This is a genomic window from Streptosporangium sp. NPDC006013 (assembly GCF_040614275.1).
In the GTDB taxonomy this organism is placed as follows: Bacteria; Actinomycetota; Actinomycetes; order Streptosporangiales; family Streptosporangiaceae; genus Streptosporangium.
Map to the genome: position 1 here is coordinate 1 of NZ_JBEXUE010000274.1, position 13811 is coordinate 13811.

The 13811-nt window shown below is 71.6% G+C and carries 12 protein-coding genes and 1 pseudogene; 4 read left to right on the top strand and 9 right to left on the bottom strand.

Annotated elements, in window-relative coordinates; translation table 11 throughout:
* Positions 1 to 181 precede the first annotated feature (181 nt).
* Genes ABZ260_RS32440 through ABZ260_RS32465 form a run of 6 tightly spaced genes read right to left on the bottom strand, consistent with a single transcriptional unit; the run spans position 182 to position 6340 of the window.
* The gene (locus ABZ260_RS32440; RefSeq protein WP_355625413.1) at positions 182 to 1678 is read right to left on the bottom strand and encodes a protein kinase; all 1497 of its coding nucleotides are present in this window, start codon (positions 1676 to 1678) and stop codon (positions 182 to 184) included.
* A 60-nt stretch (positions 1679 to 1738) separates the two neighbouring features.
* Complete coding sequence (locus ABZ260_RS32445; RefSeq protein ID WP_355625415.1) at positions 1739 to 2050, bottom strand: AzlD domain-containing protein; 312 nt, start codon at positions 2048 to 2050, stop codon at positions 1739 to 1741.
* A complete protein-coding gene (locus tag ABZ260_RS32450; protein ID WP_355625417.1) occupies positions 2047 to 2727 on the bottom strand; it encodes an AzlC family ABC transporter permease in 681 nt (226 codons plus the stop codon). Before ABZ260_RS32450 ends, ABZ260_RS32445 begins: the two co-directional genes overlap by 4 nt.
* A gap of 23 nt (positions 2728 to 2750) precedes the next feature.
* A complete protein-coding gene (locus tag ABZ260_RS32455) occupies positions 2751 to 3584 on the bottom strand; it encodes an AraC family transcriptional regulator (RefSeq protein WP_355625419.1) in 834 nt (277 codons plus the stop codon).
* Positions 3581 to 5449 carry a protein kinase gene (locus ABZ260_RS32460; protein WP_355625421.1) on the bottom strand — a complete coding sequence of 623 codons (1869 nt, stop codon included), beginning with the start codon at positions 5447 to 5449 and terminating at the stop codon, positions 3581 to 3583. Before ABZ260_RS32460 ends, ABZ260_RS32455 begins: the two co-directional genes overlap by 4 nt.
* A 51-nt stretch (positions 5450 to 5500) precedes the next feature.
* The gene (locus ABZ260_RS32465) at positions 5501 to 6340 is read right to left on the bottom strand and encodes a hypothetical protein (RefSeq protein WP_355625423.1); all 840 of its coding nucleotides are present in this window, start codon (positions 6338 to 6340) and stop codon (positions 5501 to 5503) included.
* 32 nt (positions 6341 to 6372) lie between these two features.
* Between ABZ260_RS32465 and ABZ260_RS32470 the strand changes: the two genes are divergently transcribed.
* The 3 genes from ABZ260_RS32470 (at position 6373) to lipA (ending at position 8438) form a co-directional block, all read left to right on the top strand.
* Positions 6373 to 6684, top strand: a complete 312-nt coding sequence (locus ABZ260_RS32470; RefSeq protein WP_355625425.1) for a Type 1 glutamine amidotransferase-like domain-containing protein — start codon at positions 6373 to 6375, stop codon at positions 6682 to 6684.
* Between the two features lie 28 nt (positions 6685 to 6712).
* Entirely contained in the window at positions 6713 to 7390 is a 678-nt protein-coding gene (lipB, locus tag ABZ260_RS32475; RefSeq protein WP_350927876.1) for a lipoyl(octanoyl) transferase LipB, read from the top strand.
* Positions 7391 to 7508: 118 nt separating this feature from the next.
* On the top strand, positions 7509 to 8438 hold the full coding sequence (gene lipA / locus ABZ260_RS32480) for a lipoyl synthase (RefSeq protein ID WP_355625427.1): 930 nt from the start codon (positions 7509 to 7511) through the stop codon (positions 8436 to 8438).
* Positions 8439 to 9030: 592 nt separating this feature from the next.
* Here the strand turns inward: lipA and ABZ260_RS32485 are convergent.
* Positions 9031 to 9522, bottom strand: a pseudogene (locus ABZ260_RS32485) (M23 family metallopeptidase); the annotation flags it as partial.
* Between the two features lie 288 nt (positions 9523 to 9810).
* On the opposite strand from ABZ260_RS32485, the gene ABZ260_RS32490 reads away from it, so the two are divergent.
* Entirely contained in the window at positions 9811 to 10740 is a 930-nt protein-coding gene (locus ABZ260_RS32490; protein ID WP_355625429.1) for a helix-turn-helix transcriptional regulator, read from the top strand.
* Between the two features lie 363 nt (positions 10741 to 11103).
* On the opposite strand, the gene ABZ260_RS32495 is transcribed toward ABZ260_RS32490, so the two are convergent.
* Positions 11104 to 12684, bottom strand: coding sequence for an AMP-binding protein (locus ABZ260_RS32495; protein WP_355625431.1), 1581 nt, complete (start codon positions 12682 to 12684; stop codon positions 11104 to 11106).
* Complete coding sequence (locus ABZ260_RS32500; RefSeq protein ID WP_355625433.1) at positions 12681 to 13559, bottom strand: amidohydrolase family protein; 879 nt, start codon at positions 13557 to 13559, stop codon at positions 12681 to 12683. Before ABZ260_RS32500 ends, ABZ260_RS32495 begins: the two co-directional genes overlap by 4 nt.
* Between the last annotated feature and the right edge of the window lie 252 nt (positions 13560 to 13811).

A 13811-nucleotide genomic window follows, 5' to 3' on the forward strand; every position in this document is an offset into this window, starting at 1 on the left:
GCAGCACGCTGCGGCTCCCTCCTCCGCCTTGCGAGACACCACCTGACCGATCCTCGCCACGGCAAGATCCGCAGGACAGGGCCTAGCGCGGCCCGCCGGTCCCCGCGGCGGGCGTGCCTTCGCGCCGGTGGCCCTGCCGGCGCGTCCGGCCGTTGCCGGGTTCACCGTTTCCGGTGGTTTCTCAGGCCCTGCCCCGGGCGCTCGCGCCGAGGGCGACCGCCCCGGCGCCGGGGGCGATCTGGTCGGGGGAGTCGCCCTGCTGCCCCCGGCCCGGCGCGTCGCCCTGGCCCGAGCCCTCCTCGGCCCCCTCGCCCCCGTCGTCCCGTCCTCCCTGGTCGCCCTCTCCCCGGTCGCCCGAGGAGGGCTCCTCGGGCTGCTCGGAACCGTTCTGCGACGGCTTGCCTGACGGTTTCCCCGAAGGCTCACCCGTCGGCTCGTCCGACGGTCTGTCCCGAGGGGCGGGGTCGCCGTCCCCCGACCTCTCGGGGGCCGGGCGGGTGGGGGCACCGCCGTCTCCGGCGCCGTCGTCCCTGGCGGGGGCGTTTCGCGCGGGGGCCTTCGCCCGCTCGGGCTCGGCGGTCGGCGTACCCTCCCCGGAGGGCACACTCGCCGGGGCCGGCGGCCTCGCGGGGGTCTGGTCGAAGGGGTTGGCGGCGACCCAGGCCATCCCAGCCGAGGTCAGGGCGACGGCGAGCGCCATCGCGACCATCGCCGCGATCGCCGGGCGCCGTTGCCTCCCCGGGGCGGCCACCGGGCCGGGCTCGGGCACCGGTCGCCCGGCTTCGGCAGGGGCGGTGGGCGCGCCCACCGGCACGGGGACCGCCGGGGGCAACTCGATCGGCATGGTCGGCTGCGGGGTGGTCCCGTTCACCAGCGAGGTCAGGTGGACCTGCACCTCCTGGGCCGACATGCGTCGCGCGGGATCCTTGCGGAGCAGACCGGAGATCACGGGAGCGAGCGGTCCGGCGAACCGCAGCGGCGGGGGTTCCTGGTGCATGACGGCGCTGAGCGTCGCCAGCGGGTGGGCGCGCTCGAAGGGGGAGCGTCCCTCGACCGCCATGTGCAGCGTCACGCCGAGCGACCACAGGTCGGAGGCGAACTCGGCGGGGCCGCCGCTCGCCCGCTCAGGCGCGATGAACGCCGGGGTACCGATGAGCGAGCCGGTCCTGGTGATCGACGAGTCGCCCTCCAGGACGGCGATGCCGAAGTCGGTGAGCACGGCCCGACCGTCCTTGGAGAGCAGGACGTTGTCCGGCTTGACGTCCCGGTGCAGGACGCCCGCGTGATGGGCGGCGAGCAGCGCGCCCAGCACCTCCAGCCCGATCCGCGCCACCCGCGCCGGCGGCAGCGGCCCGTCCTCCCTGATCACCGCTCCGAGCGTGCGGGAGTCGACCAGTTGCATGACGATCCAGGGGCGCCCGTGCTCCTCGATCACGTCGTACACCGTGGCGACCCCCGGATGCCCGATCCGCCCGGCGGCCCGGGCCTCCCTGAGCGTCCGCATGGTGAAGGCCTCGTGCTCGGGACCGGTGAGGTCGGGGGAGGGGATGACCTCCTTGACCGCCACATCGCGGCCCAGCACCTCGTCCTGTGCTCGCCAGACCGTCCCCATGCCTCCTCGGCCGATACGTTCGAGCAGGCGGTAGCGGGCTCCGATGATCCCCTGAGAATCGGTCATGCGCCGACGCCTACCCAGGATTAATCCCGACATTCAGGATTAGCTACGCAGGTCACCTTTTCAGTTCAGCAGGTGGCGCAGCGCGGCGGTGACGACGGCCGCCACCGCGAGGACCACCAGGAACGGGGCGCGCAGCAGCAGCGCCACCACGGCCGCGCCCATCCCCGCGGTGCGCGGCCAGTCCAGATGCAGCGCCTGCCCGTGCCCGAAGGTCTGCACCGCGATCAGCGCCGCCAGCAGGGCCACCGGGACCAGCGTCGCGAAGCGCTGCACCCCCGGGTGGTCGAGGAGCCGGCGTGGTGCCGACAGCCCGGCGAGCTTCAGCGCGTAGCAGGCCGCGCAGGTGGCGACGATCGCCCACCAGAGGGTCACCTGGGCCTCCTCAGGACCACCGCGAGCACGGCCACGGACGCGAGCAGTACGGGCACCCCCGGCGGGGTGAACGGGGTCGCGGCCAGCGCGATCACCGCGCCGCCGCCCGCGATCAGCTGCAGCGCGCGGGCCTCGGGGTCGCTCCCGGTGAGCCGGGGCCACAGGATGGCCAGGAACGTCGCGGGACCGACCGCGTCCAGGCCGAACACCGCGGGGTCGGCCACCCAGGAGGTGCCCAGCGCGCCGAGGAGGGTGGTGGCGTTCCAGGTCAGGTAGAGGGTGACGAAGGTGACCAGGAACGCCGTCCTGGACGACTCCTCGTCCGGCTGGGCCAGGGCGACCGCGGTCGTCTCGTCGATCACGCCCTGGGCCGTCAGCGGCCTGCGCCAGCCCCGGATGTCGAGCACGCCGGCCATGCGCAGGCCGTACAGGCTGTTGCGGGCGCCCAGCAGCATCGCGCCGGCCGTGCCCGCGACCAGGTTGCCGCCGCCCGCGACGACTCCGACGAGGGCGAACTGCGAGGCACCGGTGAAGGCGAACAGGCTCAGCACGCACGCCTGCGCGACGCTCAGCCCCGCGGTGACCGCCGCGGCGCCGAAGGCGACCCCGGACAGCCCGACGGCGATCCCCACACCCAGTCCGTCCCTTGTCGCGGAGGAGCGAGTGGTTGTATCCATGGAAAGGGAGCTTATGTCTGGTTTTAACTTCCGGTCTTGTACGTTCCTGCACGCTGGTACGCGGCGGGGGGAACGCCCACCATCCGTTTGAAGTGCCTGCTCAGGTGGGCCTGGTCGGTGAACCCCACATCCCCGGCGACCTGCGCGGGAGGTGTACCCGCCTGGAGCAGCCGCCGGGCACGCATGATCCGCAACGTGTTCAGGTAGGCGTGCGGGGGCAGCCCGGTGGCCGCCTTGAAGGCCCGGATCAGCGCGAACGGCCTGGCGTCGACGGCCCGCGCCAGGTCCTCGATCGTGGGCGGGTCGACGAGCCGCTCATGCAGGATCTCCCGGGCGCGCCGCACCGCCGGGTCCTGGTCGCAGGAGCGCGCCTCCAGAAGAGGGCGGGTGGCGTGCCGCCGGAGCAGGGCGGCGAAGGCGGTGCGGGCCAGCGTCGAGGAGGCGAGGTCGTCGCCGTGCTCCGCGGCCTGGTGCGCGGCCCGCAGCAGCTCGACGGTTGGCTGGTGGTAGGTGACGGTCTCGGGGAAGCAGGGAGTGCCGCGCCCGGTCATCACCTCGGCGGCGATCCCGGAGACGAACTCGACGGACGGGTAGAGGACCCGGTAGCTCCATCCCTCGGGGACGCCCGCGTGGCCGTCGTGCGCCTCCTGGGGGTTGAGCGTGCTCAGGCTGCCCGCGCCCGCGCGGTGGCGGGCGCCCCGGTAGCCGAACTCCTCCACTCCGGAAAGGACCAGCGCGATCGCGTAGCTTTCGTGCGCGTGCGGGGCGAAGCGGTGGGTCACGTATCTGGCCTTGAGCAGGTCCACCCCGGGCAGTCCCGGGCTGCGCCAGAAGCGCGCCCTCTCCGGCTCGCTCATGAGCGGAAGGTCCTGGTGAACGTGTCGAAGAGGGCGCGGTCCCACTCCGACTCCGGGCTCTCCCAGTAGATCGCGTACGGCCGGTCGGCGAGGGTGCGGAAGCCCCGGTCCAGGACGTGCGTGCGGACCCCGTCCCTGAGGTAGGTGAACTCCCAGTCGGCGGCGGGCACCCCCCGGTATCTCAGCGAGGCGATGCCGATCCGCTGGTAGCCCGGCCAGACATTGTCGGCCCGGCCGGCCCGCTCCACCTTCTGCCAGTGCCTGAGCGGGTCCTTCTCCGGGTCGTCCGTCGACTCGATCCACAAGAAAGCGCTCGACCCGGGGGCGCGGAACTCCACCCGGTCGCGGCCGGAGAATCGCTTGACCTGCCATCCCCTGGGCACCGCGACGGAGAAGCCCATCGGGTCGCGGTGCAGCCGCCAGCCCGCGGGGATCGTCCGGCTCGGCCGCGGGGTCACCGTCGGGGTCACGGTCGGAGTCACCGTCGCCGCCGGGGCGCCGCCGGTGATCGGGGCCGTGGCCGTCGGCAGGCCGGGACCGGTGTCGGCCGTGGTGTTCTGGGCCCGCACGACCAGCCACCCGCCGACCCCGACCGCCACCACGAGCACGGGGATTCCGGCCAGGAGCGCCAGCCGTCCCGCTCCGGTCTGCCGCGCGGGCTCGCCTCCGGTGCCGGTGGGCTGTTCCCGCACCGGCCAGGAGCCCGGATGCGGCTGCTCGTAGCCGTACGCCCCCTGGTCGGGGTGTGTGCGCTCGGGATGCGTGTGTCCGGCCGGGTACGGGGGGTGCTCGGGGTGCATGTGCGCGGGTGGGTACGGGGGCTGCTCGGGGGCACCCGGAGGGTTTCGGTGACCCGGCTGCCAACCGCTCCGCGCCGCGTCCGGGTGCGGCTGTCCCGCGTACCGGGGGGCGGCGTGTGACGGGCCGGCATATGACGGGCCGGTGTGCGGCGGGTTGGGGGGAGCTCCGGGGGAGCCGTGCGGCTGCTGTCCGGGATACGGCTCCCATCCCGAGAGGGGCCCCGCGGCAGGTCCCGAGGAGCCCAGGGAGGCCGCGGGACCAGAGGAGGCGCGGTTGAGCAGGGCCTCGGCCTGGTCGGGCATCATCCGGGCGGCCGGATCCCTGGCCATCAGGCCGAGGATCGCCATCGCCAGGGGGCCCGGGTGGGTCATGGGGCTCGGCTCGCCGTGCAGGACGGCCATCATGGTGGCGGCGGCCGTGGGCCGCTCGAACGGGGGCCGGCCCTCGACCGCCGCGTACAGCGTCGCCCCGAGCGACCACAGGTCCGACTCGGGGGTGGCGGGCAGCCCGTGCAGCCGCTCGGGGGGCAGGAACGCGGGTGTGCCGACCACCCCGCCGGTGCGGGTGATGCCGGTCTCCTGCGTCATGGAGGCGATGCCGAAGTCGGTCAGCACCACCCGGCCGTCGTCGGCCAGCAGCACGTTCTCCGGCTTGACGTCGCGGTGCAGCACCCCCGCGGCGTGTGCGGCCCGCAGCGCGCCCAGCACGTGCAGTCCCACCGAGGCCACCCGCTCGGGCGGGAGGGGGCCGTGGGCGCGGACGATCTCCCCCAGCGACCGGGACCTGACCAGCTGCATGACGATCCAGGGACGCCCCTCCTCCTCGACCACGTCGTGCACGATGATCACGGATGGGTGGTCGAGGCGCCCGGCGGTCCTGGCCTCGCGGATCGTGCGCCGGTTCAGGTCGGCGCGGGCGGCCTCGTCGACCCCCCGATGACGGACCTCCTTGACGGCCACGACCCGGTCGAGGAGCTCGTCATGGGCTCGCCAGACGATGCCCATGCCGCCCTCGCCGAGGTGTTCGAGCAACTGGTAACGGCCCGCCACCCTTCGCTCCGCCATCTCCCCCGCCTCCCTCCGAGCCCCACGAATCGTAGCCGGTAGGGATCCGCCCTACTTTTTCGAGGAGAAGGTCGCGGCGAACCCCTCGAAGTAGTGCAGGTTCTTCTTCCAGTCCTTGGCCAGGGTGTGCCAGTAGATGGCGTACCCCCGGCCGCCCTTGGTGACGAACCCCCGGTTGAGCACCCGGGCCTTGCCCGAACTCATCTGCCAGGTGAACTCCCAGTCGGCGGCCTTCACCATGTAGTCGACCTTCTCGATCTTGACCCGCTTGTAGCCGGGGAAGTTGCCGCGGCTGTACCCCTCCTGGTTCTCCCAGTCCCGCTTGGGGTCGGGGCCCGCCCGGTCGACGTACTCGACGAAGACGAAGCTGCTCCGGTCGGGGCCGCGGAACCACACCTGCTGGCCGGGCCGTTTGTCCACGCTCCACCCCTTGGGCAGGCCGATCGAGAAGCCGTTGGAGTCCTTGTGCATCCGCCAGCCGGAGGGCAGGGCGGACTTCTTCTCGGTCTTGGTGGGGTTCGGGCTGGGCGGGGGAGAGGACGCCGGCTCGGGTGAGCCCTGCGGGGTCGCCTTGGCATCGCCGCTCGGGACGCTCGGCGCGCTTGAGGTGCCCGGCTTCCCCGAGCCGGCCCGCGTGGCCTCCTCGTTCTCGCGGCTGCGCATGCCGAGCCAGCCGGCGACCCCGCCGACGACCAGCAGCGCGGGCAGCAGCACCAGCAGCCCCCGCTTCAGCTGGGAGCCGCCGCGCTTCTGCGAGGTCAGCGTGGTCGCCTCGTGGTCATGGCCGGCGTAGGAGGGGGCCGAGGGCTCTCGCCACTGGGCGGGTGCGGGCCCGGCGGCGGGTGCGGGCTCGCTCGCGGGCTCCGCTCTGGGCGAGGGCTCGCGGCCCACCGGCGGGAAGGGGTTGGGCGCTCTGCTGGCACGTGGGCGGCAACACCGACTCCTTCGGCCCGGCGCTGCGGGTGTGGTCCGACGGCCTGGGCCTGCTGCCCCACTCGTGCGGCGTCCACTACGACTCCGACCCGCAGCGCCGCGCGCTGCTGCACGAGGCGGTGGCCTCGGGCGAGCTGCCGGGGGGCTACGCGGCGGACGAGGGTGTGGCGCTGCACTACGTGGGCACCGAGTTCATCCAGGCCGTCAGCGTGCAGCCGGGCGCCTATGCCTACAAGGTCGAGCACGACGGGGCGGGCGGGGCCAAGGAGTTCCGCATCGAGCCTCGGCTTCTCACGTCGTGACCACGAACGGGTCAACTACTCTTGAGACGTGAGTGACCTGGCAATCGTCCGTCTTGGCGTTGACTTCCCCTATGAGCAGGCCTGGGATCTTCAGCGGCGCATCCACGCACGCCGCGTGGCCGAGGAGATTCCCGACACCTGCCTGATGCTCGAGCACGCGCCGGTCTACACGGCGGGAAAACGAACCGCGCCGCACGAGCGGCCCTCCGACGGCACTCCCGTCGTCGAGGTCGACCGGGGCGGCCGGATCACCTGGCACGGTCCCGGCCAGCTGGTCGGCTACCCGATCGTCAGGCTCGGCGGCCCGCTCGACGTGAACGCCTACGTGAGGCTCCTGGAGGAGACCCTGGTGGCCGTCTGCGCCGACTTCGGGGTGCAGGCGGGCCGAGTCCAGGGGCGTGGCGGCGTCTGGGTGGCCGGAGACCCCTCGCACGGCCTGCCGGACAGGAAGGTCGGGGCCATCGGCATCCGGGTCTCGAGCGGCGTCACGATGCACGGGTTCGCGCTCAACTGCTCCAACGACCCGAGCTGGTACAACCGGATCGTCCCGTGCGGCATCAGCGACGCCGGGGTCTCCTCGCTGTCCGCCGAGACCGGCCGGCGGATCGTGGTCGACGAGGTCCTGCCGTACGCCGAGAAGCACCTGGCGGAGGCGCTCGGCGCGCGGGCCTTCGAGCTGCCCGAGGAAGACCTGTTCCGGCGCTGAACCCCCGGGGCCTCGCGGCTCGCGGTGGGACATAAGCTGGACAGGTGAGCGAGCGTGATGACATTTACCCCACCTCGACGTGTAACACCTCGGTCCCTCGACCGACGAAGGAGCTCGCATGACCGTCGCACCCGAAGGGCGCAAGCTCCTCCGCCTGGAGGTCCGCAACGCCGAGACCCCCATCGAGAAGAAGCCCGAATGGATCAAGACCAGGTTCAGGACGGGCCCGAACCACACCGAGCTGCGGGCGCTGGTCAAACGCGAAGGGCTGCACACGGTCTGTCAGGAGGCCGGATGCCCCAACATCTCCGAGTGCTGGGAGGACCGCGAGGCCACCTTCCTCATCGGCGGCGACCAGTGCACCCGGCGGTGTGACTTCTGCCAGATCGACACCGGCAAGCCCAAGGCGTACGACACCGACGAGCCGCGCCGCGTGGCCGACTCGGTGCGGCAGATGGGCCTCAACTACGCGACCGTGACCGGTGTCGCCCGCGACGACCTGCCCGACGGCGGCGCGTGGCTGTACGCGGAGACCGCGCGGCAGATCCACGCGCTGCTGCCCGGCTGCGGCGTCGAGCTGCTGGTGCCCGACTTCAACGGCGACCAGGCCCAGCTGGAGGAGGTCTTCTCCGCCAGGCCCGAGGTGTTCGCGCACAACGTCGAGACCGTGCCGCGGATCTTCAAGCGCATCCGGCCCGCCTTCCGTTACGAGCGCTCCCTGGAAGTGATCACCAAGGCCCGCCAGGCCGGCCTGGTGACCAAGTCCAACCTGATCCTCGGCATGGGCGAGGATCGCGAGGAGATCGTCCAGGCCATGCGCGACCTGCACGAGGCCGGGTGCGACCTGCTCACCGTGACCCAGTACCTGCGGCCCACCCCGCGCCACCACCCCGTCGACCGCTGGGTGAAGCCGGAGGAGTTCGTGGAGCTGGGCAAGGAGGCGGAGGCCATCGGTTTCGCCGGGGTCCTGTCGGGGCCGCTGGTTCGCTCCTCCTACCGGGCGGGCCGCCTGTACAAGCAGGCGGTCGAGGCCCGCCAGCACGCCTGAGCGGCCCGGCCTCACAGGCTGTGGAAACCGGAGGAGCCCCGCTCGCGAGCGGGGCTCCTCCGGCGTGACCGGGTAATCCAGGTACGTCGCCGTAGGAGATGCTTTGGGTGGTTTCGGTGGGGGTGGTGATGGGGCTGGTGCGGAAGGAGAAGGCGTTGCCCATGCGGACGCCGATGTTGTCTTTGCCGTCGCCGTCCCAGTCGCCGACCAGGGGTTCGGCGTTGGGGTTGCCGTAGGTGACGATGTGTTGGGCGGCGCCGGTTGTGGGGTTGTTGCTGAGGAGGAATCTTCCGGTGGTGGGGTCGTAGGCGCTGGGGGTGTCTTTGCCGTCGCCGTCCCAGTCGCCGCTGATCGGGATCATCGGGCTGTCGCCGTAGGAGATGACGGGCCGGGTGTGGGCGCCGGAGGTCAGGCTGTCCGACAGATAGAAGTCCAGAACCCCGAGATTGGGGGCGGCGCCGCAGTTGCGGCTCGTGACCGTGGTCCTGTACGGGTTCCCGCCCTCGCTGAGGTGATACTCGACCCCGTTGAAAGTCGGATAGATCAGCTCGGAGACCGCGCCGCTGCCGTCGCCGTTGGTGTCGCGGAACACCTCGTAGTGCAGGTGGAACGCGCCGCCGGAGTTCTCCCCGCTGTTGCCCAGTTCGCCGATCTGCTGTCCGGCGGTCACCTGCTGGCCTACCGTGACGTTCCTGGTCTTCAGATGCATATAGAAGGTGTAGTAGTTGTCACCATGGTTGATCTTGACCAGGTGACCTGCGCCCGACTCGAAACGCGACGCGGTGACCACGCCCCCGGCTGCGGCCGTGATCGGCGTGCCCGACTGGATCTGGCTGTTGTTCCAGGGAGCGCGGTACATGTCGAGGAGTTTGCCTCGCGCGCGGTCGTGAGTGGGGCCGGTGGTCAGGTCGACCGCCATCCCGCAGGGGAAGGGGGTCTGGAAGGCCGGGGCCGCGGCGGCGTGTGCCGGCGGGTTCGCCGTGCCGCCGGCGAGCACGATCAGCGCGGCCACCATCGCCACCCTCAGCCGGGCCGGACGGGATGTTCTGGGCCGTCGCGGATCGATGGAAACGAGTGGATTCATAGTTATGTGTCCCCCTGACGAGTCAGGCTCCGGCCCGTGGGGCCGGAGCCGGTCGAGCCGAGGTGGTGATCTCGGCGTGGTTGCTGGTCATCACCGTGACCGGCCCGCCGCCCGGCGACAATGAATATGGGACAGGACGGGAGAATGGGACATGAGGGCATGCTGACCAGCGGAATCCCCGGCGTCGTGGGATAGGGGTGGGACGGAGGTGGCGTACGGGACAACGAGTGGTCGTTCCTGTTAGCCTGCGGGCGTCAAACTCGGGGGATCCGGGCTTGGGGAGCGAAGATGTCGGAACCGTCCGCTGTTGAGGATCTAGCCTCATATCTACGCGAGTTGAAGGCCAAGACCGGCCGGAGCTACGACGCGCTCGCCAAGCGGCTCGGTATCAGCAAGTCCGCGCTCCACCGCTACTGCTCGGGGGACGGCGTACCACCGCGCTTCACCGTCCTGGAACAGTTCGCCAAGGAGTGCCGGGCGAACCAGCAGGAGCTCATCGAGCTGCATCGGCGATGGGTACGCGCCCAGACGACCGAGGCGGAATCCAGAGTGGCCAGGCAGGGCCAGGAGCGGGGAGAGCCGGAGCGGGAGGAGCGCGACGCGGTGCGGAGCCGGCTGGCCGCCGCGGAGCCGGAGGACCCGCCAGCGGTGATCGGCACGCGTGGGCGCCCGACGATCCTCCGTGGAAGCGGAAGTCGCACGCGGCCCGTACAGGTCGTCCTGACCGTCCTCGCCGTCCTGTCCCTGACCATGCTCCTGGTGTGGCCCTTCGAGAGCGACCTGGAGGAGGGCGCGAAGACCGCGGAGCAGGCGTCGGTCGCCTCGATGACCGTCGGCGCGCACTCCTGCACCATCCGCAGGGGCGTCAGGCACGTCGACGCCAGGCAGGGCGGCCACGTATGGAGCACGGATTTCGTGTGCGCCAACCGGCCCGAGGCCCCGCTGTACCTCACCGTGGATACGACCGAGAAGATAGCGATCCTGGACACCCCGAAGAGCTGGTTCGTCTGCTGGGCCTTCGGACGGGTCCAGAGCGACGGCGGGAACATCTGGTACTACACCCGAGGGGACCGTTCGGAGCCAGGAAAGGAAAGCTGGTCGGGGTGGGGGTTCGTCGGGGCCGAACACGTCGATGCCCCCGTCCACCCGGTGTCGGCCATGCCGGGATGCGAGTTCGTGCCGGGTCCGTCCACCGAAACGGGGAAACCGCGCGCATGAGTCGGCGGTCGGTGAATCGCCGGAAAACGTAAGCCGGCCTGTGGGCCGGCCAGGTGTGGCGGTCCGTCGGTGTCTCCGCTGTTACGACGGCGGCTCATCGCACCGCGCGTCCCCGGCGGTCGCCGACGAGCACCCGGCGATCGGTGCGGCGGAGACCGGCAAGGTGGCGGTCAGGGGCCGTCGTCCGCTCATCGAGATCACCGCCCCTTTCCCACGGGTGGAGGGGATCATTCATGCCGTTCCACCATCAGATGCACGGACCTCGCGCCGGAGGTTCAGGGGCGGCCGAAGACGCCGAAGACTACGTACCCGCCGTCACGGCCTCCCCGCGCGTCCTTCGTCGGGCGCGCGGGGGCCGGCCGGTTACCGGTGCACGGACGACTCCGCACGCGCGGCCTCCCGATCCCAGGTGGCCGGGGTGATCCCGGCCTGCCTGAGCTGGAACTTCTCCACCTTCTGGGTCGGCGTCTTCGGCAGCAGGTCGAGGAACTCGACGTACCGGGGGACCATGTGCGGCGCGGCGTGGCGGGCGCAGTGCTCGGTGAGTTCCTCGGCGGTGAGGCTCGCGCCGGGGCGCAGCACGACGCAGACCTTCAGATCCTCCTCGGTCAGCTCGCTGGGCACGCCGACGGCCGCGGCCTCCAGCACACTCGGATGTCCCTCCACGACCTGCTCGACCTCGTAGGCGGAGATGTTCTCGCCCCGGCGGCGGATCCCGTCCTTGGCGCGGCCGCAGAAGTAAAGGTGACCGTCCTCGTCGAGGCGGCCGAGGTCGCCGGTGCGCAGCCACTCGCCGTGGAAGGCGGCGGCGGTGGCCTCGGGCATCCCGTGGTAGGAGTTCATGACGAGGCCGGGCTCGCGGGGGCGGATCAGGATCTCCCCGATCTCACCCGGCGGCAGTGGCGAGCCGTCTTCCCCGCCGATGGCGAGTTCGTACTGCGAGATGACGCGACCGCACGACCCGGGGCGCCGGGGGGCGTCGAGCGGCTCGTAGACCGGCACGCCGCCGTCGGTGAGCCCGTACACCTCCAGCAGCGGGAACCCGAACCGCTGCTCCCACCCGCCCCGCCAGGCGGGCATCGGCACGCCCCACGCCAGGCGGACCCGGTGCGCCCGGTCGTCCGGCCGAGGTGGGCGCTTCCACAGGATGGTCAGGGTCGCGCCCATGAAGTTGAAGACCGTGGCGTCGAAGCGGCGGACCTCGTCCCAGAACCCCGACGCGCTGAACCCGGCGCCGATCGCCGCGACGGCCCCGACCGACAGGGCCGCCACGACGGTCAGCGTGGCGGCGTCGATGTGGAACAGCGGAAACGGGCAGTACAGGACGTCCTCGGCGGTCAGCCGGAGGTTCTCCGCGTGCAGTTCGCCCTGCCGCACGAGGTAGCGGTTGGAGAGCACGCACGCCTTGGAAGGGCCGGTGGTCCCCGAGGTGAACAGCATCATCGCCGGTGCGAGCGCGCCGGTCTCCGCCGGTGCCACGGCCACGCCGGGTAGTGCCGCCCGCTCGAAGCGGGCGACGCGCGCCGTGCCGTGCCAGGCGGGAAGGGCGTCTCCGGCGCCGCGCACCAGGATCGCCTCCAGACCGGACGGCTCGTGCGGCAGCGCGGCCAGGGCGGGCAGCAGTTCCGCGTCGACCACCGTGACGCGCGCCCGGGTCACCTGGAAGGCATGGGCCAGGCCGGAACCGATCAGCGAGGTGTTGACCGGCACGTGCACCGCACCCAGGCGGGCGACCGCGAACCAGGTCAGCACCGCGTCGGCACTGTTGCGCATCAGTACGGCGACCGGCTCGCCCGGCCGCACCCCGAGCGCCGCGAGGCCCGCGGAGAGCGCGCGGGACCGCTCGTGGAACTCGGCGTAGCTGAGGTCGCCCTCACGGGTGCGCAGGAACACCTTGGCCGGGTGCCGCCGGACCCGCTCGTCAAGCAGCCGGGTGAGGGTCATGACCGCTCGCAGAGCGACCGTTCCAGACCGAACAGCCGGGCCGCGTTGCTCGCGAACAGCGCCTCCAGCGCGGGCTCGGGCAGGCCGGACTCACGCCATTCGGCGAGCGCGCGGGAGGGCTCCATCACCGGCCAGTCGCTGCCGTAGAGAACCTGATCGCGCAGCACCGTGGACATCATGCCGAACATGGTGTCCCATCCGGTGCCCGGACGGGACACGTACTTCGGGGCCAGCCCACCGAACTCCAGGTAGACCGTGGGGTGCCGGCGCGCCACGGCGCAGAACTCGGTGGCCCACGGCCATCCCGCGTGGCAGGCGATGAGCCGCAGATCGGGGAAGTCGCAGGCCACCTGGTCCAGCAACTCGGGACGCTCGTGCCTGATGGGATGCATCCGCGAGTAGGTGATGCCGGTGTGCACCGCGACGACCAGGCCGAGCTCCTCGGCGCGCGAGTACATCGGGTAGAGGGCGCGGTCGTCGATGTCCAGGCCGAAGAAGGCGGGCTGCACGGCCACGCCGAGCAGCCCCTGGGCGGCCGCGGCGGCGACCTGCCTGGCCGCCCGCGTCGGCCGGGGCGGGTACAGGTCCACGGTGCCGATGCCCGAGAAGCGGCCGGGATGTTCGGTGACCACCTTGACCAGCGCCTCGTTCAGCGCCTCCGCGGACTCGCCGCCCTCGGACTCGGCGTGCATGACCGCCCGGTCGATGCCTTCCGCGTCCATGGCGGCCAGCAGGTCGGGCAGCGTGCCTTCGTTCATCTTGCCGGTCAGTCCCAGCACGCGGTCGTACTGCTCGGTCTGCCGAAAGGGGGCGTTGTAGGTCGCGGTCTCACGCAGGTGCTGGGGGAGCCGGACCCGCGCGTCGATGATTCTCATACGGAGGCCTTTGCGGATCAGCATGACGGGGAGCCCAATCGATTGATCGGCGATGAGGGCGATCTCTCGCCATCACACCTTTATGAACTCTGCTTTCATGCCTTGATTTTGTGGCCGGGGCGGCCTGGAGGAAGAGTATCAATCAATCGATCGATTGACCATTATGAGGCCGGTGGTGCGGTTCCGGGCAGAGCACGCTGCTCGGCACCGCCCGCAGGGGCCGTTACCGCGTGATTGCTGCCTTGGCGGAAT